Raw genomic sequence first — 25985 nt, forward strand, 5'->3', positions numbered from 1 at the left:
GAAGTGTATGTCGGCGCCGGCTACGGTCCTGTGTTCTTCAAGTATTCGCAGGCGCTGACCAACCTGTTCGGATTCGCCGACAGCAAGTACAGCTACTACGCCGACCTGTCGGCCAATGTGCCGCTGAATTTCTGGGACCTGACGCTGAATGCCCACGTGGGCTACCAGAACGTGAAACACGTGAACAGCGCCTCGTACACCGACTGGAAGCTGGGGCTGACCAAGGACCTGGGCAAGGGTTTCGCGCTGGCGGTCGCCTATATCGACACCAACGCTCACAAGTCGGTCTATACCAACGTGCCTGGCCGCTACATCGGCAAGGCTACCGCCTGGGCTTCGATCACCAAGACGTTCTGAGCAGGACGCCGCCGCCTTGCCATCTTGATGACATTTTGATGGCGCCGGCGGCGAATACTGCATCAACTTGAGGCCGCCCTGCCTAGCATGGATCCATCTCCAACAGACGACCCGCCCAACGCGGGTCCCGCTCAAATGCGACAGTCGAGCCTTGCCGTGGCCTTTGCTTCCGTGCCGCGCCGCCGTCTTTCCCGTGGCCAATCACGCAACGATTCCCGCACCGGACGCCTCCCCGCATCCGGCATCGAAGCTGCACCGGCCACCGCGCCGGGGATGGCCGTGGACACCGTGCACAGCTGGATCCGGCTGCGGCTGGCGGTGGCGTCGGGCCAGGTCTTCGCGCTGCGCCAGTCGCTGCACCGCGCGATCGGCCAGCTTGCGCGCATCTACGTGGTCGAAGTGGACCATCGCCATGGCGAGACCACACTGCATGTGGAAGTCGAGCGCGGTGGCCGCGATGCCGCCATGCACGCCATCATGATGGCTTTGCCGGCTGCCGAGTTCGGTGTCACGACGATGCTGGGGCAAGACCATGCCGCGCATTGACACCGGCGGGGCTGCGCGCGAAGACAGCGCTGCCGCGCGGGCGGGTTTTGCGCCGGCGCAGCGCGAAAAGTCCCCCGCGGCGCTGTGGCTGCCGCTGGTCACGCCGATGCGAGGCGGCGAGCTGGACCTGCCCGGGGCGCAGCGCCTGGCCGCGCACTATGTGGCAAGTGGCGTGGACGGGCTGGTCATCCTGGGCACGACCGGGGAGGGCGGACTGCTCTCCCCGGCGGAGCGGCTGACGTTTACCGCCGCGGTACTGGAGGCGGTGGACGGCACGGTGCCCGTGCTGGCCGGTGCCGGCGGCGTAGATACCCGCGCCGTCTGCGAGCAGGTGCGCCAGCTCGATCGCTTCGACCTGGCTGGCTACCTGGTGCCGCCGCCGTACTACCTGCGGCCGGGCGACGAAGGCATCGCCTGGCATTTCGAGCGCGTGGCGGACGCGACCTGGCGGCCGCTGATGTTGTACAACGTGCCCAAGCGCACGGGTTGCTCGCTGTCCCCGGCACTGGTGCGGCGGCTGGCGCTGCATCCACGCATCGTGGCGGTCAAGGAGTGCGATGCCACCGGGCTGCGTGAACTGGCGTGCAACGACCTGCTCGCCGTGTTCTGTGGCGAAGATGCGGCCATGCTCGACCACCTGCTGGCCGGCGGCGACGGCGTGGTGCCGGCTTGCGCGCACATCCGCCCGGATTTGTTCGTGCGCCTGCTGCAGTTGGTGGCGGCAGGCCGCCACGAAGCCGCGCGCGCGCTGTTCGCGCGACTGGCACCGCTGATCTCGCTGCTGTTCTCCGAGCCCAATCCGGTGCCGGTCAAGGCGGCATTGGCCTTGTGCGGCCTGATCGGCTCCGAAGTCAGGCGGCCGCTGGCGCCAGCCAGCCGGGCGTTGTGCGAACAGCTCGACCGGGCGATCGCTTCGCTGCCGCCGGCGGAGGCCGCAGAGCGCACTTTGCTCTTGGCTTAGTGACGGAGCCACCGCCGCGGCCGGGTGGCGCGGATGCGCGAAAGGGCGGCAACCGGTAGAATGCCGGATTGCCTAAAATTTGTGCATCATGTCACACGACTGGAATGCCAGCGTCACGGTCGCCGCGGTTATCGAGCGCGGCGGCCGCTTCCTGCTGGTGGAAGAAGAAACCCCCGATGGCCTGCGGCTGAACCAGCCCGCCGGCCATCTCGATCCGGGCGAAAGCCTGATCCACGCCGTCATCCGCGAAACGCTGGAAGAAACCGCGCACACCTTTGAGCCGCGCGCGCTGCTGGGCTGCTATACCGCCCGCGCGCATTCGGCCGGCACCACGGCGCGGCCGGGTGGCGACATCACCTATGTGCGCTTTGCCTTTACCGGCGAACTGGGCGCGCTCGATGCCGGGCGCCAGCTCGACGTGGGCATCGTGCGCACGGTGTGGATGAGCGCCGATGAGATCCGTGCCTGTCCCGATCGGCATCGCACGCCGCTGCTGATGGCCTGCATCGATGACTACCTGGCGGGCAAGCGCTTCGCGCTCGACGCGCTTTACACCCATCCCTCGGTGGTGGCCGGCGGAGCGCGGTCATGAGCGCGGGCAAGCGCGTGGTGGTGGGCATGTCGGGCGGGGTGGATTCCTCGGTGACGGCGTGGCTGCTCAAGCAGCAGGGCTACGAGGTGATCGGCCTGTTCATGAAGAACTGGGAAGACGACGACGACGGCGAGTACTGTTCGACCCGGCAGGACTGGCTGGACGTGGTGTCGGTGGCCGACCTGATCGGCGTCGACGTGGAGGCAGTCAATTTCGCCGCCGAGTACAAGGATCGCGTCTTCGCCGATTTCCTGCGCGAATACTCGGCGGGCCGCACGCCGAACCCCGACGTGCTCTGCAATGCCGAGATCAAGTTCAAGGCCTTCCTGGACCATGCCATGTCGCTGGGCGCGGACACCATCGCCACCGGCCACTACGCGCGCGTGCGCGAAGTGGCGGCAGGGGCGGGCGGGAGCCGGTTCGAACTGCTCAAGGCCTTCGACCACACCAAGGACCAGAGCTATTTCCTGCACCGGCTGAACCAGGCGCAGTTGTCGCGCACGCTGTTCCCGCTGGGCGAGATGCCCAAGACGCGGGTGCGCGAGATCGCCGCCGAGATCGGCCTGCCCAATGCGAAGAAGAAAGACTCCACCGGCATCTGCTTTATCGGCGAGCGGCCTTTCCGCGACTTCCTCAACCGCTACCTGCCGACCAGGCCGGGCCCGATGATGACACCCGACGGCAAGGAAGTCGGCCAGCATATCGGCTTGGCTTTCTACACGCTGGGGCAGCGCAAGGGCATCGGCCTGGGTGGCAGCCGCACCGGCAATGGCGATGCCTGGTACGTGGCGCGCAAGGACATGGCCAGCAATACGCTGTATGTGGTGCAGGGCCACGAGCATCCGTGGCTGCTCACGCCCACGCTTGATGCGGCCGACCTGTCATGGGTGGCGGGCGAGGGCCCGGCGGCTGGCACCACGTTGTCGGCCAAGTCGCGCTATCGCCAGAGCGACGCTCCGTGCACGGTGGCGGCGTCCACCGGCGATGCACTGCAACTGACCTTCGCGCAGGCGCAGTGGGCGGTCACGCCGGGCCAGTCCGCCGTGCTGTACGACGGCGACATCTGCCTGGGCGGCGGCATCATCCAGTGATGCGCGGCGCTGCCAGGGCATGAAAAAACCGGCCGTCTGGCCGGTTTTTTCATGGGCAGCCCGGAACGGCTCAGCCGCGCGGCGGCTCGGTGTCGATAAACGACTGGCGCTTGCCGAGCTTGTCCTGGTACACCGCGAGACGCGGGTGGCGCTCGCGCCAGGCGATGTCCGGGAAGCGGAAGTCGAGGTACGACAACGCGCAACCCACGGCCACGTCGGCCAGCGAGTAATGGTTGCCCGAGCACCAGGGCCGGTCGGCCATGCCGTCGGCGATGGCGGCCACCGCGGCGTCGATCTTGCCGAGCTGGCGCTTGACCCAGCGCTCGCTGCGCTGCTCCGGCTCGCGCTGGGTGTGTTCCAGGCGCGCCAGCAGGGCGGCATCGAGCAGGCCGTCGGCCAGCGCTTCCCAGCAGCGTACCTCGACGCGCTCGCGCCCGGCTTGCGGAATCATCCGGCTGACCGGCGTCAGCGTGTCGACATACTCGACGATCACGCGCGAATCGAAAATCGCGCCGCCGTCTTCCATGACCAGGCACGGTACCTTTCCCAGCGGGTTGAACTGGCCGATGGTGGTATCCGGCGACCACACGTCCACCTCGACCATCTGGTAGTCGATCTTCTTTTCCGCCATCACCACGCGCACCTTGCGCGCGTAAGGGCTGGTTTGCGATGCATACAGCTTCATGGACTCCCCTCGAGCTTGTTATGAAGTGCATCGGCGCTCCAGGCACGGCGGCCACGCCGGTGCGTCCGGCCGGCATGCCCGATGCACTTCATAACAGGCTAGCGGATCGGCGAGCGCGAGTATACCCGTGCCCCGCCCCGGATGTGCCCCGGGCGGGCGCAGCAGTGTCGTGGTGCCGATACGCGCGGGGTGGCCGGGCCCGCGAACGCGTCCACAGAAGGACAGCCACGATGGTAAAATGCCCGCTTTCCGCCGCGCTGCCAGTCGGTTGGCGCGCCTGATTAGGCTCTTTTCGTGCCGCTTCGGTATCGTTTCGGTGCTTTTTCACCTCTTTTGATCCGTTCCGGTCTTGTCGCTGACCGCTTCGGCTCGCCAGGGGTGGCGCCAGGCCACGTGCCCGCGCAATTTGCCCGCCCGGCCACGCTTGCGTAACCAGTTCCCCTATCCCTCCGGTCTCCCAGCATGTCTTCTTCCTCGCTTTCTCCGCTCACCGCCCTGTCCCCCATCGATGGCCGCTACGCCTCCAAGGCCGATGCGCTGCGCGAGTGGCTCTCGGAAGCTGCCTTCATGCGCAACCGCGTCAAGGTCGAAGTGCATTGGCTGATCGCGCTGTCGCAAGCCGGCCTGCCGGATATGCCCAAGTTCTCGCCGGCATCCGAAGCGGCCCTGCTGGCCCTGGTGGACAATTTCACCGAAGCCCACGCGTCGCGCATCAAGGAGATCGAGGCGGTCACCAACCATGACGTGAAGGCCGTGGAGTACTGGCTCAAGGAGCAGGTCAAGGGCAACGCCGAGCTGGAAGCCGCCAGCGAATTCATCCATTTCGCCTGCACCTCGGAAGATATCAACAATACCTCGCACGGCATGATGCTCAAGGGCGCCCGCGAAGGCGTGATCCTGCCGGCGCTGCAGCGCGTGCATGCGCGCCTCGTGGAACTGGCCCACGCCAACGCCCGCCAGCCGATGCTGTCGCGCACCCACGGGCAGCCGGCCAGCCCGACCACGCTGGGCAAGGAAATGGCCAATGTGGCGGCGCGCCTGGCACGTGCCATCGAACGCATCCAGCGCGTGGAACTGCTGGGCAAGATGAACGGCGCGGTGGGCAACTACAACGCGCACCTGTCGGCGTATCCGGCCTTCGACTGGGAAGCTTTCTCGAAGCAAGTGATCGAGACCCGCCTGGGCCTGACCTTCAATCCCTACACCATCCAGATCGAGCCGCACGACTACATGGCCGAGCTGTTCGACGCCATTGCCCGCGCCAACACCATCCTGCTGGACCTGAACCGCGACATCTGGGGCTATATCTCGCTGGGCTACTTCAAGCAGCGCACCAAGGCTGGCGAAATCGGCTCGTCGACCATGCCGCACAAGGTCAACCCGATCGACTTCGAGAATTCCGAAGGCAACCTGGGTCTGGCCAATGCGGTGCTGCGCCACCTGTCGGAAAAGCTGCCGCTGTCGCGCTGGCAGCGCGATCTGACCGATTCCACGGTGCTGCGCAACATGGGCGTGGCCTTTGGCTACAGCCTGCTGGCCTACGAGGCCTGCCTGCGCGGCCTGGGCAAGCTGGAAACCAACCCCGAGCGCCTGGACGAAGACCTCGACAACTGCTGGGAAGTGCTGGCCGAGCCGGTCCAGACCGTGATGCGCCGCTTCGGCGTGCCCAACCCCTACGAGCAGCTCAAGGAGCTGACGCGCGGCAAGGGCATCTCGCGCGAGGCGCTGCAGACCTTCATCGGCGGCCTGGCGATTCCCGACGATGCCAAGAAGCTGCTGCTGGAAATGACCCCGGCCAGCTATATCGGCCGCGCGGTGAGCCTCGCCGAACGGGTGTAATCTTCCCGGCGTGGGCGGTCCGAGCGTTTCGGATCGCACCTTGCCGGCAGGCACGTTGCAATAAAGCCACCCCATGGGTGGTTTTTTTGTTACGCGCCCGGCATGCGCACAGGCGGGCAGGCGCCGCGTCCTGGTTGCGACGAATTGTCACTTCAAACCATTTGAATGATTCCATGAATTTCAGACCGTTCCGCAACACGCCGGGCGCACAATAATGCGAGAATTCAACGGCACGCATGATTGCCATTCAGTAAAAGTTTATGAAACGCCCGCATAGGGCAGGGGTCTTCTTCCATGCATTCCCAAGCCAAAGCCAGTGCCCACGCCGGCACCGCTCCAGGGCCGTCATCGGCGTCCGCTTATGGCGCGACCGCGATCGGCCTGCACTGGATCATCGCCTTGCTGATCTTTGCCGCCTTCGGGCTGGGCCTGTACATGACCAGCATCCCGGGCCTGTCGATGCTCAAGCTCAAGCTGTTTTCATGGCACAAGTGGATCGGCGTGACGGTATTCGCCTTTGCCGCGCTGCGCGTGCTCTGGCGCGCTACGCACCGCGCTCCGGCTCCGGCAGCCGGCACCCCGGCCTGGCAGGCCAAGGCGGCCCACGCCGCCCACGTGCTGCTGTACGTGCTGATCGTGGTGGTGCCGGTTACCGGCTACCTGTACAGCTCAGCCTCAGGCGTTCCCGTGGTCTACCTTGGCATCTGGCAACTGCCCGCGCTGCTCGAGAAAAACGATGAGCTCAAGGAAATCCTGAAGCTGGCGCATATCTGGCTGAACTACCTGATGGCCGTCATCGTCGTAGTCCATGCGGCCGCCGCCCTCAAGCATCAGTTCATCGAGCGCGACGGTACACTGGCGCGCATGCTGCCGTTCCTCAAGTAGGGCAAGGCGGGGCCCCGTCCCGTTTCTCCGCCCTGACTGACCATTGACCGAGGGCCGCACGGCCCTCCTAGCGACAGGAGTTCTTTTCATGAAACGCATTCCCCGCGCGAGCGCGCTCCTGATGGCGGCCACGCTGGCCACCGCCGGCATCGGGGCGAATTACGCCTGGGCCCAGGTCGACGCGGCCAAGAGCTCGGTCACCGCGACAGCCCGCCAGATCGGCGTGCCGATGGAAGGCAAGTTCAAGAAATTCGATGCCGCGGTATCGTTCGATCCCGCCAAGCTGGCAGCGTCCTCGGCCAAGGTCGAGATCGACGTGTCCAGCTTCGAGATCGGCGATGCAGAGACCACCAAGGAGGTAAAGGGGCGCGACTGGTTCGACGCGGCCAAGTACCCCAAGGCGGTGTTCCAGTCGACCAGCATCAAGGCCGGCGCAGCCGGCAAGTATGAGGTGGCGGGCAAGCTCACCATCAAGGGCAAGACCCAGGACGTGGTGATTCCGGCAAGCTATCGCCAGGACGCCGGCGGCCAGGTGTTCGAAGGTGTGCTGCCGATCAAGCGCACCGTGTATAACATCGGCGATGGCGAGTGGAAGGATACTTCCGTCGTTGCCGACGATGTCCAGATCAAATTTCGTATCGTGACCGCGGCCAGGAAGTAAGCGCGCAGCGCCCGTATTCCCTGTCGCACCTTTGTACCTTTGCTGTTCATCCCCAACTTTTTGCCGGGAGTTCTCATGAAACTGCGCACCATCCTCGCCGCTGTCGCGGCCCTTTCCGCCAGCGCCGCCGTCGGCGTGGCGTCCGCCAACACGGTGACTTACAACCTCGATCCGACCCACACGTACCCGAGCTTCGAAGCCGACCACCTTGGCGGCCTGTCGACCTGGCGCGGCAAGTTCGAGAAGTCGAGCGGCGTGGTGACGCTGGATCGCGTTGCCAAGACCGGCACGGTGGACATCAAGATCGACGCCGCCTCGGTCGACTTCGGCAACAGCAAGCTGAACCAGCACGCGAAGGGCCCCGACATGTTCAATGTCGAAGCCTTCCCGGAAGCCACCTACAAGGGCAAGTTCACCAAGTTCAATGGCGACGTGCCGACCGAAGTCGATGGTCTGCTGACCCTGCATGGCGTGACCAAGCCGGTCAAGCTGGAGATCCGCGATTTCAAGTGCATCCAGCATCCGATGCTCAAGCGCGAAGCCTGCGGCGCCGATGCCGTGGGTAGCTTCAGCCGTGCCGATTTCGGTATCGACTACGGCGTGAAGATGGGTTTCAAGCCCGAGGTCAAGCTGGCGATCCAGGTCGAAGGCGTGAAGGCCGACTAAGACGGACGACAGATACGTCGCGAGGTCCGGGGGTTGCCCCCGACTTCGCGCATCTGGGTAACAAAGAAAAAGGCCGGGGCGCAATCCCGGCCTTTTTCTTTGTTACCAGCACATTGGGCAAGCCTGCGCGGGCATCGCCCAGGTTGTGTTGTCCGCACCTGGCGGCCACAGTACAATGATCCGCTAGTATTCAGTTACAGTCTCACTCAGTCACAGTCTCAGTCACCGTTACCAGGGTGTAGTCGCGTGCGTGCCTGCCTGCCATCAGTCAAGGACGCCCATGCCCGCAACCGATTACCGACATGTATCCCAGCAGTACCCCCTGATACTGGTCTAGCGTAGCGATCCATCGCCCTACGAGCTGTACCCGGCCAGTCAATGCCACACTGTTGAACTGGGCGGCCGGCAGCGTTTCTCGGATTTCTCTGGCGCAATACCGTGTACTCCCAAACGCAAATCGATCCGGTGGTCAGTTTCCGCAACTCGCAGGGCGAGCAGGTGCGGGGCACAATTATCAATCTCCAGAGAAAGTCTCTGGTGATGGAAATCTACAACCCATACTCGATCGTCCAGGTCAGCGAGGTGCTGAGCGAGCTGAGTGTGCGCATGGGGACCAAGAACGCCTACCTGGGCAAGGCGGTGGTGATGAGCCTGGTGAACACCGGCCTCACCGCGGTGGTATCGCTCACGCTGATCGACGAATGGCGCGAGTTGAGCGACCTGCCCAACGAGCCGAAATCGGTCGGGCGCGAAGCAGAACTGTTTATCAAAGACTGGGACGCGCGCTTCAATATCCGGCGCGATTACCAGATCGTGGTCAATGAAATGCGCGCGTTTCTCTCTGAAGTATCGCGCTGGGTCGAGCAGGTCGACCTGACCGAAAACCTGCCCAAGACCGATGGACGGTTGCGGGAGGACGTGTTCTACGAGCTGGCCACGCCGATCATGCTCAAGACCAAGTCCTACCTGGACCGGCTGGAAGGCGAGGCCGAGCAGGTGGACGCCGAGATCGCGCCCGTGCACCGTACCTATGCGCAGTCGGCCCTGCATCCGTTGCTGCTGCGCGCCCCCTTTGTCTATCGCACCTTCACCAAGCCGCTGGGCTACGCCGGCGACTACGAGATGGTCAACCAGATCCTGAGCGACCCGCAGCAGGGCCCGACCACTTACTTCCAGATTGTCAACACGGCCTTCCTCAAGGCGGCGGTAGCCACCGCCCACCGCAACCGGATCGACCTGCTGGTGGACTTCCTGTCGCGCCAGGCGGACGCCGCCCGTGCGGCCGGCAGGCCGTTCCGCGTGCTCAATGTCGGTTGCGGCCCGGCCTTCGAGATCCAGCGCTTCGTGCGTGAATATGCGCAGCCCGAGCTGCTGTCGTTCCAGTTGGTCGATTTCAGCGAGGAGACGCTGGCCTACACCAAGTCCTCCATCGAAAATTCGGCGGCCTCGGCGGGGCACAAGGTATCGGTGGAGATGGTGCACCAGTCGGTGCATGAACTGCTCAAGCGCAAGATTTCGCCGGACGATGCCGCGCTGCGCGAGTTCGACGCGGTGTATTGCGCGGGGCTGTTCGACTACCTGTCGGATAAGGTGTGTTCCCGGCTGCTAAGCTATTTTGCCGCGCGTACACGGCCTGGCGGCCAGCTGCTGGTGACCAATGTCCACTCCGCCAACCCCGAGAAGTTCGGCATGGAACATTTGCTGGAGTGGTACCTGATCTATCGCGACGAGGCCAGGATGAGTATGCTGCTGCCCGAGCAATCCCGCGACCATAAGCTCTATGTCGACCAGACCGGAGTCAATGTGTTCGCCGAAGCGATCATCCTCTGAAACACCAGTAGCCGGCCCAGCCATGAGCACGAATCAACTTTACGCGGGTTACCAGACCGAGCTGGCGGATTTCCGCCTGGCCTTCAGCCGCGGCGGCGCGTATACCGCCATCGTGCTGGTGCTGCTCGGCGTGGGGCTGGACTATGGCCAGTACCCGCAGCTGCAGGCGCCGTTCGCGGTGGCGCGCGTGCTGGTGTCGCTGCTGATCGCCGGCATTGTCATGCTGTTGTACAGCACCGCGGGGCGGCGCTTCGCGCCGTGGCTGACCTTGTCATGGCTGCTGCTGCCGCAGATCATGATCTCCTGGATGATCTGGCATACGGACGGCGTGGAATCGCCCTACTACGTGGGGCTGAACCTGGCCATCTTCGCCTCCGGCATCGCATTGCCTTTCGGCCTGTGGCAGAACCTGGTGTTCGGGGTCCTTTCCTACCTGTTCTACCTGCTTGCCTGCCTGCTGCATTCCGGCGGCATCGAGCCGGCCGGCACCTTTATCGTCAATTCGCTGTTCCTGCTGTTTGCCGCGGCGGCCAGCGCGGTCTATACCTTCTTCAACGAGCGGGCGCGCTTCATGCTTTTCCGCCTGAAGGCCGAAGTGGCGGAAAAGAACGCCGAGCTCGAAGTCATCAACCGCAAGCTGGTCGACATCAAGGGCCAGATGCTGCAGCAGGAAAAGATGGCCGCCATCGGTACGCTGGCCGCGGGCCTGCTGCATGAGGTCAACAACCCGGTCAACTTTTGCCTGATGGCGATCGAGGTTGCGCTGGAAGAGCCGGTAGCCAAGAATGAGCCGATGCTGCAGGAGTGCCTGGTCGATGCCAAGCAGGGCATGCAACGTATCCAGCATATCGTGTCGGACCTGAAGACTTTTGCCTATCGCAAGCCCGGCGCCGAAGCCGAAGGCACGCCGTTCCTGTTCGAAAAGGCGCTCGATTCGTCGATCCGGCTGACCGCGCATGAGTTGCGCGGGGTCGCCGTCACGCGCGAGTTGCCCACCGATACGCTGGTACTGGGCGACGAAGCGGCGGTGATCGGCGTGCTGATCAATTTGTTTTCCAATGCCGCGCTGGCCATGCGCAAGGCCGGCACGCAGAGCCCGGCGATCCACACCACGGTGAAGTGGGTCGAGCGCCGGTTGCATGTCACGGTCAAGGACAATGGCCCCGGCATCGCGTCCGAGCACCTGGCGCGCGTGTTCGAGCCGTTCTTCACGACACGTGAAGTCGGGCAGGGCCTAGGCCTGGGCCTGTCGATCAGCTACGCGGTGATCGAGCGCCATGGTGGCGTGCTGTTTGCTGAAAGCGAGCTGGGCCAGTGGGCCTCGTTCAGCTTCGACCTGCCGCGAGCCGACTGAGGAGCGTCATGAGCGATGCCCGGCAACCGAAGCTTACCGTCCTCTACGTCGATGACGAGGAGATGGCATGCAAGTACTTCGCCCGCGCGGTTGGCACGGAGTACGAGGTGCTGGTCGCCAGCGGCGCCGATGAGGCAATCGTCGTCCTGCGCCGGGAGAGCGCGCGCGTCGCCGTGCTGGTGACGGATTTCCGCATGCCAGGCCGTAATGGCGGCGACCTGCTGCGACAGGTGGCGCTCGAGTACCCGCAGATCGTCCGCATCCTGGTGACCGCCTATGCGGACAAAGACATGCTGTTGCAGACGGTCAACACCGGCGAGGTGTTCCGCATCCTGGAGAAGCCCCTCGAACTGGGGCAGGTGCGCGAGACGCTGCGACTGGCGGCGGAACGTTACCGCGAGCGTTCGGTGCGCCACCAGCGCCTGATGGCGATCGACGAGACGCTCGCCTTTCTCGCCCATGAACTGAATACACCGCTGGCGGCGATCGCAAATTTTGCCCGCGGCATCGAAAGCCGGATCGCGGCGGAATACAATCCGCAGCGCCAGAGCGAGATCGGCCAGGCGGCAACGTCGATGCACGACAACGCGCAGTATTGCCTGGCCGTGATTTCGTCTTTCCTGCAGTCGGTGCGCAGCAGCGGGGGCCGGCCCAGCACGCAGCCCAATGCCAGCCGGGAAGTGACTGCCGGCGCCCTGATCGCCGCGCTGCTCGATACCTACCCGTTCGCGGGGCCGCAGCGCGAGTGGGTGCAGGTCGAGATGCAAGACGACTTTGCCGTGCGCACGCTGCCCAATTGCGTGGCGCTGGTCTTGTCGTCGCTGCTGTCCAACTCGCTGCGCGCCCTCGATGGCGTCGCCGCGCCGTCGCTGCGCTTCGTGGTGGCGGCCGAGCCCGAGGCCGCGATCCGCATTTGCGACAACGGCCCGGGCATACCGCCGGAAGTGATGGGGCGCCTGCTGGTGGACCCGGTCACCACCCATGCGAATACGGGTGGCAACGGGCTGGGCATGATTTTCTGCAACCGTGTCATGCAGTCTTTCGGTGGCGGCATCCGGATCGAGTCGACGTCCGGTGCGGGCACCACCGTAACACTGGATTTTCCAAATACCAAGAGTCGAATGCACAGGAGTAATCGATGAACGAACCGAATGCCACGCAGGCACCATCACCGGCGATTCTGTTCGTCGATGACGAGGCGACGGCCGTCAAGTATTTCCAGCGTGCCATCGGAGCCCTGGCGCCGGTCGTGACCGGCGGCTCGGTGGAAGAAGGCAAGGCGCTGCTGGATGCGCACGCCGACAGCCTGGCGGTCCTGGTCTCCGACCAGCGGATGCCAGGCGAGTACGGCAACGAACTGCTGCGCTACGCGCGCGAGCGCTATCCGCATATCGTGCGGATCCTGACGACGGCCTACTCGGAGATCGAGCACACCGTCGCCGCGGTCAACGAAGGCCAGATCCACCGCTACATCAAGAAGCCGTGGGACATTACCGCGCTGCGCATGGAGCTCAAGCAGGCGCTGGAGATGGCAGGCCTGCGCAAGGAACGCGACCAGTTGCTGCGCGAGAAGCTGAGCGTGCTGCAAAGGCAGACCATCGCCGCGCGCATCGGCCTGATCCGCACGCTGTCGGCCAGCCTGATTGGCCCGGAGCGTTTCCAGCCGGTGGAAACCTACCTGGCTTCGGCCGCGCTGGCAGGCGTACAGAATCCCGAGCCGGACTGGCTGCTGATGGACTACGCCGACCTGGTGGCGGCGGAAAGCCGGCGCAGCGGCAGCTTCGGCTATGCGGTGGCGGCAAGGCTCGCGGGCCTGCGTACGCAATTCACCGGCCGTGGCGCGGGCGATGCTGTGGCGCTACTGGCCGAGACGCTGGCCGAGGCCGGCGGGGTGGACGTGGTGCGCCGGGATGGCGATGCCCTGGTGTGGATTCACGGTGCCGCGCTTGGCGAATACCTGGGCGAGCCGGTGGACAAGGAGGTCTCCGCGCGCCATGTGGCCTGGCTGGCCGGACTGCTGTGGCTGGATGAAGCCGGCGGGGCGCTGAAGGCCGTGCGCGAGGGCGGCTCGATCGTCTACCGCGCCGCCGAGCGCACGGCCGAGTTTTCCGCGGATCGCCTGGCGGTGTGGATCGAGCAGTTCTGACGCGCTGGCGACATACGGTGCCCGGATCGAAGCGGGCAGGCGCGGCAATGAAAAATGGGCACCCGAAGGTGCCCATTTTTCATTGACGGAGAATCCGTTGCGGGGCCGTCAGGCCTGCGCGCCGAAGTTCGGGTCGTCGCGGTCGACGTCGCCCGGCTTCTTCTCGCCCTTGACCAGGTCCTCGCGCTTGACGCCCAGCCACATGGCCAGCGCCGCGGCAACGAACACCGAGGAGTAGATGCCGAACAAGATGCCGACGGTCAGCGCCAGTGCGAAGTAGTGCAGGGTGGGGCCACCGAAGAAGAACATCGACAGCACCATCATTTCGGTCGAACCGTGGGTGATGATGGTCCGCGAGATGGTGCTGGTGATCGCGTTGTCGATGATCTCATGCGTGGTCATCTTGCGGTACTTGCGGAAGTTCTCGCGGATCCGGTCGAAGATCACGACCGATTCGTTGACCGAGTAGCCCAGCACCGCCAGGATCGCCGCCAGCACCGACAGGGAGAATTCCCACTGGAAGAAGGCGAAGAAGCCCAGGATGATCACCACGTCGTGCAGGTTGGCGATGATGCCGGCGACAGCGAACTTCCACTCGAAGCGGAACGACAGGTAGATCACGATGCCGGCCACCACGCACAGCAGCGCCAGCAGGCCGTCGGTGGCCAGTTCCTTGCCGACCTGCGGACCGACGAACTCGACACGCTGGAGCTTGACATCCGGTGCGGCGGCCTGCAGCGCGCCCATCACCTGCTCGCTCTGCTGGGCCGAGGTGACGGGCTTGCCGTCAGGGCCTTTTTGCAGCGGCAGGCGGATCATCACGTCGCGCGAGGTGCCGAAGTTCTGCACCTGCACGTCGCTGTAGCCCAGCTTGCCGACCTGGCCGCGGATATGCTCGAGATCGGCCGGCTGCTGGTAGTTGACCTCCATCACCGTGCCGCCCGTGAACTCGATCGACAGGTGCAGGCCCTTGTGCGCGAGGAAGAATACGGCGGCGGCAAACGTCAGGAAGGAAATCACGTTGAAGATCAACGCGTGCTTCATGAACGGAATGTCGCGCCGGATGCGGAAGAATTCCATGTTGAATCCTGTTTAATACGGCAGCTGTGCTGCTGTTTTGTACTGCAGGTCTATGCTGGTTGGCTGCCGCGCGCCCGGCGCGGCAGCCATGATGCTTACTTGGCGACGGTGCCCTGGCTGTCCGAGCCCGGCTTCCAGATCTGGCCGATCGCCACGCTCTGCAGCTTCTTCTTGCGACCGTACCAGAGGTTGACCAGGCCACGATTGAAGAACACCGCCGAGAACATCGAGGTCATGATGCCCAGGCAGTGCACCACGGCGAAGCCGCGCACAGGGCCGGAGCCGAAGGCCAGCAGCGCCAGGCCGGCGATCAGCGTGGTCACGTTCGAGTCCAGGATGGTGGCCCAGGCGCGGTCGAAGCCGACGGCGATTGCCATCTGCGGCGTAGCGCCCGCGCGCAGTTCCTCGCGGATACGTTCGTTGATCAGCACGTTGGCGTCGATGGCCATGCCGAGCACCAGCGCGATAGCGGCGATGCCGGGCAGCGTCAGCGTGGCCTGCAGCATCGACAGCACCGCCACCAGCAGCAGCAGGTTGACGGCCAGCGCGGCCACCGAGAACACGCCGAACAGCATGTAGTACAGCATCATGAAGACGGCAATGGCACCGAAGCCGTAGGCCACGGAGTCAAAACCCTTCTTGATGTTGTCCGCGCCCAGCGACGGGCCGATGGTGCGTTCCTCGATGATTTCCATCGGCGCGGCCAGCGAGCCGGCGCGCAGCAGCAGGGCCAGGTCGTTGGCGGCTTCGGTGGAGTAGGAGCCGGTGATCTGGAAGCTGGAGCCGAGTTCGGACTGGATGGTCGCGACAGTCAGGACCTCGCCCTTGCCCTTCTCGAACAGCACGATGCCCATCGGCTTGCCAATGTTCTCGCGCGAGACGTCGCGCAGCACGCGGCCGCCCTGGGCGTCGAGCTTGATGTTGACGGAGGGACGCTGGTTCTGGTCGAAGCCGGCCGAGGCGCTTTCAATGCGGTCGCCGGTGAAGATGACCTGCTTCTTGAGCACCACCGGGGCGCCGTTGCCCTGCGTGAACAGCTCGCTGCCGAAGGGGATCGGGTCGCCCGGACGCGGGTTGCGAGGTGCCTCGGGGTCCGCCAGGCGGGCTTCCAGCGTAGCGGTGCGGCCGATGATGTCCTTGGCCTTGGCGGTGTCCTGCACGCCCGGCAGCTGTACCACGATGCGGTCGGCGCCTTGCTGCTGGATCACCGGCTCGGCCACGCCGAGCTCGTTGACCCGGTTGTGCAGGGTGGTGATGTTCTGCTTGACCGCCGCATCCTGCACCGCCTTGCGGGCGGCCTCGGTGAATACGCCGGCGATGTTGCTGCCGTCCGGGGTGAACGCCAGCTCGCGCAGGCTATCGGCCAGGATGGCACGCGCCTTGGTGGCGTCGTCGGCGTTATTGAAGCGCACCGTCAGGCGATCGCCGTCGCGGTCGATGCCGCCATGGCGGATGCCCTTGTCGCGCAGCAACGTGCGGGCGTCGCCGGCGAGGCTGTCGAGCTTCTTGTCGACCGCGCCCTTCATGTCCACCTGCAGCAGGAAGTGCACGCCACCGCGCAGGTCCAGCCCCAGGTACATCGGCAGCGCGTGCATGGCGGTGAGCCAGCGCGGCGAACCCGACAACAGGTTGAGCGCGACCACGTAGGTGGCGTCACTGGGGTCCGGGTTGAGCGTGCGCGTCAGGATGTCCTTGGCCTTGAGCTGCTCGTCGGGCGTGCGGAAACGTGCCTTGACCGAGCCGGACTGGCCGTTCAGGTCGAAGAACATGCCGTCGGGCTGCAGGTTGTTCTGTGCCAGGATCTGCTCGATCTGCTTCTGCATGGCCAGGTCGATCTTGACCGTGGCCTTGGCGGAGGAGACCTGCACGGCAGGCGCCTCGCCGAAGAAGTTCGGCAGCGTATAGGTGATGCCGATGGCCAGCGCCACCAGGATCACGAGGTATTTCCAAAGCGGATAACGATTCATCTTTGGCCAGTCGTTCTTCGGTTGGCGGGGCCGACGTTACCGTCAGCAGGGAGGTCGGCACCACCGCACCGGTTGGCAAACAGCCGCCTGGCATCCACGGATAACCCGGGCTGGATCAGGCGGCTGCGGGGGCACGCGCGCTAAAGGCGTGCCGGGAAGGGCGAAAAAGCAGGCTAACGGGCGGGAGAGCGGTAAAAGCCGGAATATGGCAACGATCCACCCGCTATCGCGGTGCTCAGAGCGACTTCAGCGAGCCCTTGGGCAGCACCGTGGTGACCGCGCTCTTCTGCACCGTGATTTCGGTGCCCGCGGCGATTTCGAGGGTCACGTATTGCTCGTTGACCTTGGTGACGCGGCCAAGGATACCGCCGGCGGTGACCACTTCGTCATTCTTGGCCAGGGCTTCCATCATTGCCTTCGCTTCTTTCTGGCGCTTCATCTGCGGGCGGATCATGATGAACCACAGCACCGCGAACATCAGGATGATAGGCAGGAAACTCATCAGGCCACCCGCCGCGCCGCCGGTGACACCGGCAGTCTGGGCAAATGCGTTAGAAATCAGCACGTTGCTTCTCCGTCACAAAGTCAGTCAGTTAGTCGATCATTCTACCACCCGCTTGCAACCGCACTGCACGCCGGATAAGGGCAATTGCAGTGGTTTACGGGTTTGTTCGGAGCGCCTTGGGCGCCGCTTGCGGCAGCCGGGCACCGCTATTCGACCGGCGCCCGGCGGAAAGTTCACGCCGGCGCGCCGGGTGCGGCTCACTGCGGCCCGCGCGCGCGGTCGGCGGCGAACTGCAGGCGGAAGGCTTCGAAGCGGTGCTGCTCGATGGCTTCGCGCATTTCGGCCATCAGTTGCAGGTAGTAATGCAGGTTGTGGATGGTGTTCAGGCGCGCGCCGAGGATCTCGCCGACCCGGTGCAGGTGATGCAGATAAGCGCGCGAGAAGTTGCGGCAGGTATAGCAGCCGCAGCTCTCGTCCAGCGGCCGCGTGTCGTTGCGGTGGACGGCGTTCTTGATCTTGACGTCGCCGAAGCGGGTGAATAGCCAGCCGTTGCGGGCATTGCGGGTCGGCATCACGCAGTCGAACATGTCGACACCGGCCGCCACGCCCGCCACCAGGTCTTCCGGCGTGCCCACGCCCATCAGGTAGTGGGGCTTGTGGGCCGGCAGGCGCGGCGCCACGTGCTCCAGCACGCGCATCATGTCTTCCTTGGGCTCGCCAACGGACAGCCCGCCGATGGCGTAGCCGTGGAAGTCCAGTTCGGACAACCCGGCCAGCGACTCGTCGCGCAGGTCTTCGAACATGCCGCCCTGGACGATGCCAAACAGCGCGTTGGGGTTGGCCAGGCGCTTGAATTCGTCGATCGAACGCTTGGCCCAGCGCAGGCTCATGCGCATGGAAGTCGCCGCCTCCGCATGGGTGGCGGGACGGCCTTCGATCTCGTATGGCGTGCACTCGTCGAACTGCATCACGATGTCGGAGTTCAGCGTGCGCTGGATCTGCATCGAGATCTCGGGCGACAGGAACAGCTTGTCGCCGTTGACCGGCGAGGCGAAGGTCACGCCATCCTCGGTGATCTTGCGCAGCGCGCCCAGCGAAAACACCTGGAAGCCGCCCGAATCGGTCAGGATCGGCTTGTCCCAGCCCATGAAGCGGTGCAGGCCGCCGTGGGCCTCCACCACTTCCAAACCGGGGCGCAGCCACAGGTGGAAGGTGTTGCCCAGGATGATCTGCGAATTGATCTCGTTCAGTTCGAGCGGCGACATCGCCTTGACCGAACCGTAGGTGCCGACCGGCATGAAGATCGGGGTCTCGACCACGCCGTGGTTGAGGGTGACGCGGCCGCGGCGGGCGTTGCCGTCGGTGGTGAGCAGTTCGAAGTTGAGCATGGCTGGAATCGGGTTCGGGCAGTCGGTACGGAGCTGGCGCGGCGCGCTCAGGGCTGGGGCTGGCGCGTCAGCAGCATGGCGTCGCCGTAGCTGAAGAAGCGGTAGCGCTGCGCCACCGCATGGCGGTAAGCGGCGCGGATGGGCTCCACCCCGGCCAGCGCCGATACCAGCATCAGCAAGGTCGACTTGGGCAGGTGGAAGTTGGTGATGAGGGCATCCACCACGCGGAACCGGTAGCCCGGCGTGATGAAGATATCGGTGTCCCCGCGCCCGGCGGTCAGCGTGCCATCGGCAGTGCCGGCGGATTCCAGCGCGCGCAGCGAGGTGGTGCCGACCGCGATCACGCGGCCGCCGGCGGCGCGCGTGTCGCGCACGGCCTGGGCCAGTGCCTCGGACACCTCATACCACTCGGCGTGCATCTTGTGTTCGGCAAGGTTCTCGGTACGCACCGGCTGGAAGGTGCCGGCGCCCACGTGCAGGGTCAGGAAGCCGCGGCGCACGCCCAGCGCATCGAGCCGGGCGAACAGCGCCTCGTCGAAATGCAGGCCGGCGGTGGGGGCCGCCACCGCGCCGGGGGCGCGGGCGTAGACGGTCTGGTAACGGGTCTCGTCGAAGGCGTCCGGGTCGTGGGTGATATATGGCGGCAGCGGCAGGCGGCCGTGGCGCTCGATCAGGTCCAGCGCCGGCTCGGGGAAGGTGAGCGTGAAGAACTGGTCCACGCGCGGGCCCACGGTGACGTCGAAGGCATCCACCAGGCGCAGCTTGCTGCCCTCGGGCGGCGTCTTGGAGGCGCGCACCTGCGCCAGCACGGTATGACTGTCCAGCACCCGCTCGACCAGCACCTCGACCTTGCCGCCGCTGCCCTTGTGGCCGAAGAAGCGTGCCTTGATGACGCGCGTGTCGTTGAATACCAGCAGGTCGTTCGGGCGCAGGTAGCCGACGATATCGGCGAAAGTGCGGTCGGCCAGGCGGGTGGTGCCGTCCCGCGCGTCCGTATCCACCACCAGCAGCCGGCTTGCGCCGCGCTCCGGCAAGGCGGTCTGGGCGATCAGTTCGGGCGGCAGTTCAAAGTCGAAGTCGGACAGCGTCAGCATCATGGGGGCAAAAACGGCCACTGGCCGCGCGGTGGCGCGGCCGGCATAGGTACAATCGGCGAATCCGATATTGTAAGGCTTGGGGCAGCACGGCCGCCCGGGCGCGCATGATATCGCCTATTTGCGCCACCCTCCCTTGCCGCCAGGCATGAACCCCGACCCGAATCCGTAGCCACGCCGCCCGATGCCAGGAACCGCTCCCGACCCGATCCCGGAAACCACCGACAGCCTGCCCGCGGCGCCCGCCGGGGACAAGGCCGGCCGGCCGGGCAAGGGGCCGGGGGCCGCCAAAGGTGCCGCCGGCAAGCCGTCCTCGGCCATGGCGCGCTTGCATAAGCTTGGCCTCAAGCGCGACGTTGACATGGTGCTGCACCTGCCGATGCGCTATGAGGACGAGACCACGCTGCTGCCGATCGCCGATGCCATCCGCCGCGCGGGCCTGGGCCTGGCGGTGCAGGTCGAGGGCGTGGTCACGTCCAATGAGGTGAGCTTCCGCCCGCGCCGCCAGCTGGTGGTCAAGATCGCCGACGATACCGGCGAGCTGACGCTGCGCTTTCTGAATTTCTACGGCAGCCAGGCCCAGCAGATGGCCGAAGGCACCTGCCTGCGCGTGCGCGGCGAACTGCGCGGCGGTGGCTTCTTCGGCGCGGAGATGGTCCATCCCACCGTGCGCCCGGTGACGCCAGGCGAGGCGCTGCCCGATAGATTGACGCCGGTGTACCCGAGTACCGCGGGCATTCCGCAGACCTACTTGCGCAAGGCCATCGGCGGGGCGCTTTCGCGCACGCCGCTGCCCGAGACCCTGCCATTGCCGGTCCTGAAAGGTCCGCTCGCGCAGCTCAGGCTGCAGCCATTGCCGGATAGTCTGCGCCTGCTGCACTCGCCGCCGCAGGATGTCGATGAAGCCGCGCTGATCGAGCGCTCGCACCCGGCCTGGCAGCGCATCAAGTTTGACGAACTGCTGGCGCAGCAACTCTCGCTCAAGCGCTCCCAGGCGGCGCGGCGCGACAAGAGCGCGCCGCCCATGCCGCGCCGCGCCGGCGGCCTGCTGACGGCCTTCCTGGCGGCGCTGCCGTTCAAGCTGACCGGCGCCCAGCAGCGCGTGGTGGAAGAGATCGCCAGGGACATGGGCGCGCCCCATCCGATGCACCGACTCCTGCAGGGCGACGTCGGCAGCGGCAAGACCATTGTCGCGGCGCTGGCGGCCTGCCAGGCCATCGACGCCGGCTACCAGGCCGCGCTGATGGCGCCCACTGAAATCCTGGCCGAGCAGCACTACCGCAAGCTTTCCGCGTGGCTGGAGCCGCTTGGCGTGACCGTGGTGTGGCTGGCCGGCAGCCTGAAGGCGCGCGCCAAGCGCGAGGCGGCGGCGCAGGTCGAGTCCGGCGAAGCCAAACTGGCCATCGGCACCCACGCGCTGATCCAGGACAGCGTCAAGTTTGCGCGCCTGGGTTTGTCGGTGGTGGATGAGCAGCATCGCTTCGGCGTGGCCCAGCGCCTGGCGCTGCGCGGCAAGGCGGAGCCCGATGCGGCAGCGCCGCCGGACAAGGCCGGCAAGGCCGCCGAGACCGTGCCGCATCAGCTGATGATGTCGGCCACGCCGATCCCGCGCACGCTGGCAATGACTTACTACGCCGATCTCGACGTCTCGGTGATCGACGAGCTGCCGCCCGGCCGCACCCCGGTGGTGACGCGGCTGGTCAACGACGCGCGCCGCGACGAGGTGATCGAGCGCGTGCACCATGCCGCCGCCGATGGCCGGCAGGTCTACTGGGTGTGCCCGCTGATTGAAGAGAGCGAGGCGCTGCAGTTGCAGACCGCCGTGGAAACCTACGAGACCCTGGTGGCCGCCTTGCCGGAGCTCAAGGTAGGTCTGGTGCACGGGCGCTTGCCGCCGGCGGATAAGGCTGCCGTGATGGAAGACTTCACGGCCAACCGCCTGCAGGTGCTGGTAGCCACCACCGTGATCGAGGTGGGGGTGGACGTGCCAAACGCCTCGCTGATGGTGATCGAGCACGCCGAGCGATTCGGCCTGGCGCAGCTGCACCAGTTGCGCGGCCGGGTGGGGCGGGGCAGCGCGGAATCGGTCTGCCTGCTGATGTACCAGGCGCCGCTGTCGCCCACCGGGCGCGAGCGCCTGGCGACCATGCGCGAGACCACCGACGGCTTCGAGATTGCCAGGCGCGACCTGCAGATACGCGGCCCCGGCGAGTTCCTCGGCGCGCGCCAGTCCGGCGAGGCGATGCTGCGCTTCGCCGATCTCAACACCGACGCCTGGCTGGTCGACTATGCCCAGGAGGCGGCGGAACTGATGCTGACCCGCTATCCGGAGGCGGTGGAGGCGCACCTGCTGCGCTGGCTGGGCGGCAGGGAGCATTTCCTGAAGGCCTGAGGCAAAGGGCAGCATGCTTCGCATGGGCGCGCGGCGGCAAGTATCGCCTGCGCCGCATTGCCCTTCATCTCTGACAGAACCCCGAATCGAAGGTAAAATCTATCGCCTAATGGAAATTGATAAGTCATGACGCTCACCGAACTCAAGTACATCGTCGCCGTGGCGCGCGAGCGCCATTTCGGCCGGGCGGCCGAAGCCTGCTTCGTGTCGCAGCCGACGTTGTCGGTGGCCATCAAGAAGCTGGAAGACGAACTCAACGTGCAGATCTTCGAGCGAGGCACTTCCGAGGTCTCGGTGACGCCGATCGGTGAGCAGATCGTGGCGCAGGCCCAGCGCGTGCTGGAGCAGACCATGGCCATCCGCGAGATCGCCAAGCAGGGCAAGGACCCGCTGGCCGGGCCGTTGCGCCTCGGCGTGATTTACACCATCGGGCCCTACCTGCTGCCCGCGCTGGTCAAGGAAATGATCCAAACCGTGCCGCAGATGCCGCTGATGCTGCAGGAGAACTACACGGTCAAGCTGATCGAGTTGCTCAAGCAAGGCGAGATCGACTGCGCCATCATGGCCGAACCCTTCGCCGATTCCGGCCTGACCGTGCAGCCGCTGTACGACGAGCCCTTCGTGGTAGCGGTGCCGCGCGGTCACCATCTGGAAAACGCCAGCCATGTTGACCCCGACGAACTGAAGCAGCAGACCATGCTGCTCCTGGGTAGCGGGCACTGCTTCCGTGACCAGGTGCTGGGCGTGTGCCCCGAGTTGTCGCGCTTTTCCCAGGCGGCCGACGGCATCCAGAAGACCTTTGAAGGTTCCTCGCTGGAAACCATCCGGCATATGGTGGCAAGTGGTGTCGGCATCACTGTGCTGCCGCGCACGTCAGTACCGGATCTCAAGTCCGGCAAGAACGACCTGTTGGCTTACGTGCCCTTCACCGACCCGGTGCCCGACCGGCGCGTGGTCCTGGCCTGGCGCAAGAGCTTTACCCGGCTGCCCGCCATGGAAGCGCTGCGCCGCGCCGTGACCGCCTGCGACCTGCCCGGGGTCAGCATGCTGGCTGCCAAGGAACTGGCCAAGGCGGCCTGACCTGCCCCGCTGGCTGCCCGTCCTCGCGCCGGGGATCGGTCATGCCATGCTGCCAGCGCGCAGTCGCTGGCAGCGTCATCGCCCATCTTTGCCCACCTCCGTTTTTTTCCGCCGTCGATTTTTGTAACTTCACTGTGCCTTTGCCGTGTGCCATGCTGGCGTGCGCGGGAAATAGGCATGCTCTATTCCATAGTTAGAAATAATTGAATTTTTTATTCGATAGTTAATCCGTACACTTCCTGTATCGGCGCACTGCGCGCGGTTACCCACAAGGAGTCGTACATGACCGGCACGGATCCCAACCCAGTCAGCCCTGTCGCCGCGGGAGACATCCTGGGCGCGCTGGCGAGCTGTGTGGCCGACTGTCTTGCCAGTTACGCCACGGTGTACTGAAATAACCCGGCGGTTCCCAACTCCCGCCCCAGCCCAACTCCCGATTTACCCCACGAAAAGAGGTCAAGATGAGCAAGGACAAGGACACTCTCACCACCGCCGCCGGCGCCCCGGTTGCCGACAACCAGAACTCGCTGACCGCCGGCCCGCGCGGCCCGATGCTGCTTCAGGACGTGTGGTTCCTGGAAAAGCTCGCCCACTTCGACCGCGAGGTGATTCCCGAGCGGCGCGTGCACGCCAAGGGCTCAGGCGCCCACGGCACCTTTACCGTCACGCATGACATCACGCGCTTCACCAAGGCATCGGTGTTCGGCAGCGTCGGCAAGCAGACGCCGATCTTCATCCGTTTTTCCACGGTGGCGGGCGAGCGCGGCGCGGCCGATGCCGAGCGCGATGTGCGCGGTTTCTCGGTCAAGTTCTACACGGACGAAGGCAACTGGGACGTGGTTGGCAACAACACGCCGGTGTTCTTCGTGCGCGATCCGCTGAAGTTCCCCGATTTCATCCACACGCAGAAACGCAATCCGCGCACCAACCTGCGCGACCCCATCGCGGTGTGGGACTTCTGGTCGCGCCACCCTGAATCGCTGCACCAGGTCACCATCCTGATGAGCGACCGTGGCCTGCCGCAGAACTATCGCCAGATCCATGGCTTTGGCTCGCATACCTTTTCGTTTCTCAACGCAGCCAACGAACGCTTCTGGGTGAAGTTCCACTTCAAGTCGCAGCAGGGCATTGCCAACTGGACCAACGAGGAAGCCGCCAAGGTGGTGGCGGGCGATCGCGAAAGCGCGCAGCGCGACCTGTTCGAGAACATCGAAAAGGGTAACTTCCCGCGCTGGAATGTGCGCGTGCAGGTCATGCCCGAAGCCGATGCGGCCAAGTACCACATCAACCCGTTCGACCTGACCAAGGTGTGGCCACACAAGGACTATCCGCTGATCGACGTCGGCGTGCTGGAGCTTAACCGCAACCCGGACAATTACTTCGCCGAAGTGGAGCAGGTGGCGATGAACCCGTCCAACGTGGTGCCGGGCATCGGCTTCTCGCCCGACAAGATGCTGCAGGGCCGGCTGTTCTCATATGGCGACACGCAGCGCTATCGCCTGGGCGTGAACCACAACCAGATTCCGGTGAACGCGCCCAAGTGCCCGTTCCACAATACGTTCCACCGCGACGGCGCGATGCGCGTGGACGGCAACCAGGGCGGCAAGCTCAACTACGAGCCCAACCGCGAGGGCGCCTACGCCGCCAGCGAGCGCGCCGCCGAGCCGCCGCTAGCCGTGGATGGCGCGGCGGACCGTTGGGACCACCGTGTGGACACCGACTATTACAGCCAGCCGGGCGCGCTGTTCCGCCTGTTCAATGAGGGCCAGCGCCAGCAGCTGTTCTCGAACATCGCGGCAGCCATGCAAGGGGTGCCGGAAGAGATCGTGCGGGTGCAACTGGAGCACTTCACCAAGGCCGATCCGGCCTACGGCGAAGGCGTCAGGCGCGCCCTCAACCTGAAGTAAGGCAGCAAGGGCATCGGGTGGTCCCGCGCCAGCGGCGCCACCCGATGCACCAGGCAAGGAGAAGCATCATGGCTATGTTCAGCATGTTCATCGGTGAGTTGCAGCAAATGCGGCAAGTGCGGCAAGTGCAGCAAGACGCTGGCGACGGCTCCCGCGGCGGCGACGCGGCGCGCCTGCAGCGCAAGCTGTGGCGCACGGAAATCGGGCTGGCGGTGATCGCCCTGGGTGCTGTCCCGATGTTCCTGGACGCGGCCACGAGTTTGTCCGGATTTACCCGGTGATGCCATAATGTGCGGGTTGTGCCGCGTCGCCAGGCGCGGCAGTCACTGTGGCCACCCCCAGACTGGAGCGTACCTATCATGGCAAAGAAGAATGAGATGAGCGTGAATATCGGCATTTCCGACAAAGAGCGCAAGAAGATCGCGGAAGGCCTGTCCAAGTTGCTGGCGGATACCTACACGCTTTATCTCAAGACCCATAACTTTCACTGGAACGTGACGGGTCCGATGTTCAACACGCTGCACCTGATGTTCGAGACGCAGTACACCGAACTGGCGTTGGCCGTCGACTCCATCGCGGAGCGTATCCGCGCGCTGGGCTACCCGGCACCGGGCACCTACAAGGAATACGCCCGCCTGTCGTCGATCCCCGAGGAAGAGGGCGTGCCCGAAGCCACCGAGATGATCCGCAAGCTGGTCGAAGGCCAGGAGGCCGTGGTGCGCACCGCGCGCTCGCTGTTCCCGGTGATCGATGCGGCAGGCGACGAACCCTCGGCCGACCTGCTGACCCAGCGCATGCAGACGCACGAAAAGACCGCGTGGATGCTGCGCTCGATGCTGGCCTGATGGCCTGAATCGACGCCGCCGGCGGCACGATGTGCTGCCGGCCATGCGCGCCGCGCCCTGGCCGGGACGCGGCGCGTTTTTCGTTTATTGTCCTTGCCTTGCCCCGTACCGAGG

Annotated in this window: 24 protein-coding genes; 18 read left to right on the forward strand and 6 right to left on the reverse strand. The window is 65.3% G+C overall.

The features are described 5' to 3' along the window. The 5 genes from AC1DS6_RS11540 to mnmA form a co-directional block, all read left to right on the forward strand. Positions 1 to 357: TorF family putative porin (locus AC1DS6_RS11540; RefSeq protein ID WP_441626258.1), on the forward strand; the 357-nt coding region annotated here is incomplete at its 5' end. A 135-nt stretch (positions 358 to 492) separates the two neighbouring features. Continuing rightward, positions 493 to 903: a hypothetical protein gene (locus tag AC1DS6_RS11545; RefSeq protein WP_035867524.1), complete on the forward strand. Its 411-nt coding sequence runs from the start codon at positions 493 to 495 to the stop codon at positions 901 to 903. Next, positions 890 to 1864, forward strand: coding sequence for a 4-hydroxy-tetrahydrodipicolinate synthase (gene dapA, locus AC1DS6_RS11550; protein ID WP_441626259.1), 975 nt, complete (start codon positions 890 to 892; stop codon positions 1862 to 1864). Before AC1DS6_RS11545 ends, dapA begins: the two co-directional genes overlap by 14 nt. 88 nt (positions 1865 to 1952) lie before the next feature. Next, a complete protein-coding gene (locus AC1DS6_RS11555; protein WP_441626260.1) occupies positions 1953 to 2456 on the forward strand; it encodes an NUDIX hydrolase in 504 nt (167 codons plus the stop codon). Continuing rightward, entirely contained in the window at positions 2453 to 3547 is a 1095-nt protein-coding gene (gene mnmA / locus AC1DS6_RS11560) for a tRNA 2-thiouridine(34) synthase MnmA (RefSeq protein WP_441626262.1), read from the forward strand. Before AC1DS6_RS11555 ends, mnmA begins: the two co-directional genes overlap by 4 nt. Before the next feature lie 70 nt (positions 3548 to 3617). Here the strand turns inward: mnmA and AC1DS6_RS11565 are convergent, their stop codons facing one another. Then, a complete protein-coding gene (locus AC1DS6_RS11565; RefSeq protein WP_035867518.1) occupies positions 3618 to 4232 on the reverse strand; it encodes a glutathione S-transferase family protein in 615 nt (204 codons plus the stop codon). A gap of 462 nt (positions 4233 to 4694) precedes the next feature. Between AC1DS6_RS11565 and purB the strand changes: the two genes are divergently transcribed. The 8 genes from purB (at position 4695) to AC1DS6_RS11605 (ending at position 13613) form a co-directional block, all read left to right on the forward strand. Further along, on the forward strand, positions 4695 to 6071 hold the full coding sequence (gene purB, locus AC1DS6_RS11570; RefSeq protein WP_035867515.1) for an adenylosuccinate lyase: 1377 nt from the start codon (positions 4695 to 4697) through the stop codon (positions 6069 to 6071). A 294-nt stretch (positions 6072 to 6365) separates the two neighbouring features. Next, positions 6366 to 6956, forward strand: a complete 591-nt coding sequence (locus AC1DS6_RS11575; protein ID WP_441626265.1) for a cytochrome b — start codon at positions 6366 to 6368, stop codon at positions 6954 to 6956. Positions 6957 to 7044: 88 nt separating this feature from the next. Then, complete coding sequence (locus AC1DS6_RS11580; RefSeq protein ID WP_441626267.1) at positions 7045 to 7617, forward strand: YceI family protein; 573 nt, start codon at positions 7045 to 7047, stop codon at positions 7615 to 7617. A gap of 75 nt (positions 7618 to 7692) precedes the next feature. Further along, entirely contained in the window at positions 7693 to 8283 is a 591-nt protein-coding gene (locus tag AC1DS6_RS11585; protein ID WP_045237582.1) for a YceI family protein, read from the forward strand. A gap of 438 nt (positions 8284 to 8721) precedes the next feature. Then, on the forward strand, positions 8722 to 10113 hold the full coding sequence (locus AC1DS6_RS11590) for a class I SAM-dependent methyltransferase (RefSeq protein ID WP_441626269.1): 1392 nt from the start codon (positions 8722 to 8724) through the stop codon (positions 10111 to 10113). A 22-nt stretch (positions 10114 to 10135) separates the two neighbouring features. Further along, entirely contained in the window at positions 10136 to 11467 is a 1332-nt protein-coding gene (locus tag AC1DS6_RS11595; protein WP_035867504.1) for a sensor histidine kinase, read from the forward strand. 8 nt (positions 11468 to 11475) lie between these two features. Next, positions 11476 to 12609 carry a hybrid sensor histidine kinase/response regulator gene (locus tag AC1DS6_RS11600; protein ID WP_441626273.1) on the forward strand — a complete coding sequence of 378 codons (1134 nt, stop codon included), beginning with the start codon at positions 11476 to 11478 and terminating at the stop codon, positions 12607 to 12609. Continuing rightward, positions 12606 to 13613: a response regulator gene (locus tag AC1DS6_RS11605; protein ID WP_441626275.1), complete on the forward strand. Its 1008-nt coding sequence runs from the start codon at positions 12606 to 12608 to the stop codon at positions 13611 to 13613. Before AC1DS6_RS11600 ends, AC1DS6_RS11605 begins: the two co-directional genes overlap by 4 nt. Before the next feature lie 108 nt (positions 13614 to 13721). Here AC1DS6_RS11605 and secF read toward each other — a convergent pair whose 3' ends face one another. The 5 genes from secF to queA all read right to left on the reverse strand — a co-directional run bounded on the left by secF (position 13722) and on the right by queA (position 19647). Next, on the reverse strand, positions 13722 to 14693 hold the full coding sequence (gene secF, locus AC1DS6_RS11610) for a protein translocase subunit SecF (protein WP_441626277.1): 972 nt from the start codon (positions 14691 to 14693) through the stop codon (positions 13722 to 13724). A gap of 95 nt (positions 14694 to 14788) precedes the next feature. Beyond that, the gene (secD, locus tag AC1DS6_RS11615) at positions 14789 to 16660 is read right to left on the reverse strand and encodes a protein translocase subunit SecD (protein ID WP_441626279.1); all 1872 of its coding nucleotides are present in this window, start codon (positions 16658 to 16660) and stop codon (positions 14789 to 14791) included. A 235-nt stretch (positions 16661 to 16895) separates the two neighbouring features. Continuing rightward, positions 16896 to 17225 (reverse strand): preprotein translocase subunit YajC, encoded by a 330-nt coding sequence (gene yajC / locus AC1DS6_RS11620; RefSeq protein ID WP_035867491.1) that lies wholly within the window; start codon positions 17223 to 17225, stop codon positions 16896 to 16898. A gap of 197 nt (positions 17226 to 17422) precedes the next feature. Then, on the reverse strand, positions 17423 to 18553 hold the full coding sequence (gene tgt / locus AC1DS6_RS11625; protein ID WP_441626281.1) for a tRNA guanosine(34) transglycosylase Tgt: 1131 nt from the start codon (positions 18551 to 18553) through the stop codon (positions 17423 to 17425). A gap of 47 nt (positions 18554 to 18600) precedes the next feature. Beyond that, the gene (queA, locus tag AC1DS6_RS11630; RefSeq protein WP_477102535.1) at positions 18601 to 19647 is read right to left on the reverse strand and encodes a tRNA preQ1(34) S-adenosylmethionine ribosyltransferase-isomerase QueA; all 1047 of its coding nucleotides are present in this window, start codon (positions 19645 to 19647) and stop codon (positions 18601 to 18603) included. Between the two features lie 184 nt (positions 19648 to 19831). On the opposite strand from queA, the gene recG reads away from it, so the two are divergent. The 5 genes from recG (at position 19832) to AC1DS6_RS11655 (ending at position 25871) form a co-directional block, all read left to right on the forward strand. Continuing rightward, on the forward strand, positions 19832 to 22039 hold the full coding sequence (gene recG, locus AC1DS6_RS11635; RefSeq protein ID WP_441626283.1) for an ATP-dependent DNA helicase RecG: 2208 nt from the start codon (positions 19832 to 19834) through the stop codon (positions 22037 to 22039). Between the two features lie 126 nt (positions 22040 to 22165). Beyond that, the gene (locus tag AC1DS6_RS11640) at positions 22166 to 23119 is read left to right on the forward strand and encodes a LysR substrate-binding domain-containing protein (RefSeq protein ID WP_035867485.1); all 954 of its coding nucleotides are present in this window, start codon (positions 22166 to 22168) and stop codon (positions 23117 to 23119) included. A 461-nt stretch (positions 23120 to 23580) separates the two neighbouring features. Beyond that, the gene (locus AC1DS6_RS11645) at positions 23581 to 25026 is read left to right on the forward strand and encodes a catalase (RefSeq protein WP_441626286.1); all 1446 of its coding nucleotides are present in this window, start codon (positions 23581 to 23583) and stop codon (positions 25024 to 25026) included. Between the two features lie 68 nt (positions 25027 to 25094). Next, a complete protein-coding gene (locus tag AC1DS6_RS11650; RefSeq protein ID WP_441626288.1) occupies positions 25095 to 25307 on the forward strand; it encodes a hypothetical protein in 213 nt (70 codons plus the stop codon). Between the two features lie 78 nt (positions 25308 to 25385). Then, on the forward strand, positions 25386 to 25871 hold the full coding sequence (locus AC1DS6_RS11655; RefSeq protein ID WP_035867478.1) for a Dps family protein: 486 nt from the start codon (positions 25386 to 25388) through the stop codon (positions 25869 to 25871). The last annotated feature ends 114 nt before the right edge of the window (positions 25872 to 25985 follow it).

This window comes from Cupriavidus sp. 05L310, assembly GCF_056398185.1.

What these genes read in the sequence shown, in the direction of transcription:
- queA (WP_477102535.1), bottom strand. Translation starts at nt 19,647, where the DNA reads ATGCTGACGCTGTCCGACTTCGACTTTGAACTGCCGCCCGAACTGATC.
- AC1DS6_RS11640 (WP_035867485.1), top strand. Translation starts at nt 22,166, where the DNA reads ATGACGCTCACCGAACTCAAGTACATCGTCGCCGTGGCGCGCGAGCGC.
- AC1DS6_RS11545 (WP_035867524.1), top strand. Translation starts at nt 493, where the DNA reads ATGCGACAGTCGAGCCTTGCCGTGGCCTTTGCTTCCGTGCCGCGCCGC.
- AC1DS6_RS11645 (WP_441626286.1), top strand. Translation starts at nt 23,581, where the DNA reads ATGAGCAAGGACAAGGACACTCTCACCACCGCCGCCGGCGCCCCGGTT.
- AC1DS6_RS11655 (WP_035867478.1), top strand. Translation starts at nt 25,386, where the DNA reads ATGGCAAAGAAGAATGAGATGAGCGTGAATATCGGCATTTCCGACAAA.
- dapA (WP_441626259.1), top strand. Translation starts at nt 890, where the DNA reads ATGCCGCGCATTGACACCGGCGGGGCTGCGCGCGAAGACAGCGCTGCC.
- AC1DS6_RS11650 (WP_441626288.1), top strand. Translation starts at nt 25,095, where the DNA reads ATGGCTATGTTCAGCATGTTCATCGGTGAGTTGCAGCAAATGCGGCAA.
- AC1DS6_RS11575 (WP_441626265.1), top strand. Translation starts at nt 6,366, where the DNA reads ATGCATTCCCAAGCCAAAGCCAGTGCCCACGCCGGCACCGCTCCAGGG.
- AC1DS6_RS11595 (WP_035867504.1), top strand. Translation starts at nt 10,136, where the DNA reads ATGAGCACGAATCAACTTTACGCGGGTTACCAGACCGAGCTGGCGGAT.
- AC1DS6_RS11580 (WP_441626267.1), top strand. Translation starts at nt 7,045, where the DNA reads ATGAAACGCATTCCCCGCGCGAGCGCGCTCCTGATGGCGGCCACGCTG.
- AC1DS6_RS11585 (WP_045237582.1), top strand. Translation starts at nt 7,693, where the DNA reads ATGAAACTGCGCACCATCCTCGCCGCTGTCGCGGCCCTTTCCGCCAGC.
- tgt (WP_441626281.1), bottom strand. Translation starts at nt 18,553, where the DNA reads ATGCTCAACTTCGAACTGCTCACCACCGACGGCAACGCCCGCCGCGGC.
- purB (WP_035867515.1), top strand. Translation starts at nt 4,695, where the DNA reads ATGTCTTCTTCCTCGCTTTCTCCGCTCACCGCCCTGTCCCCCATCGAT.
- AC1DS6_RS11600 (WP_441626273.1), top strand. Translation starts at nt 11,476, where the DNA reads ATGAGCGATGCCCGGCAACCGAAGCTTACCGTCCTCTACGTCGATGAC.
- secD (WP_441626279.1), bottom strand. Translation starts at nt 16,660, where the DNA reads ATGAATCGTTATCCGCTTTGGAAATACCTCGTGATCCTGGTGGCGCTG.
- secF (WP_441626277.1), bottom strand. Translation starts at nt 14,693, where the DNA reads ATGGAATTCTTCCGCATCCGGCGCGACATTCCGTTCATGAAGCACGCG.
- AC1DS6_RS11555 (WP_441626260.1), top strand. Translation starts at nt 1,953, where the DNA reads ATGTCACACGACTGGAATGCCAGCGTCACGGTCGCCGCGGTTATCGAG.
- recG (WP_441626283.1), top strand. Translation starts at nt 19,832, where the DNA reads ATGCCAGGAACCGCTCCCGACCCGATCCCGGAAACCACCGACAGCCTG.
- AC1DS6_RS11605 (WP_441626275.1), top strand. Translation starts at nt 12,606, where the DNA reads ATGAACGAACCGAATGCCACGCAGGCACCATCACCGGCGATTCTGTTC.
- mnmA (WP_441626262.1), top strand. Translation starts at nt 2,453, where the DNA reads ATGAGCGCGGGCAAGCGCGTGGTGGTGGGCATGTCGGGCGGGGTGGAT.
- AC1DS6_RS11565 (WP_035867518.1), bottom strand. Translation starts at nt 4,232, where the DNA reads ATGAAGCTGTATGCATCGCAAACCAGCCCTTACGCGCGCAAGGTGCGC.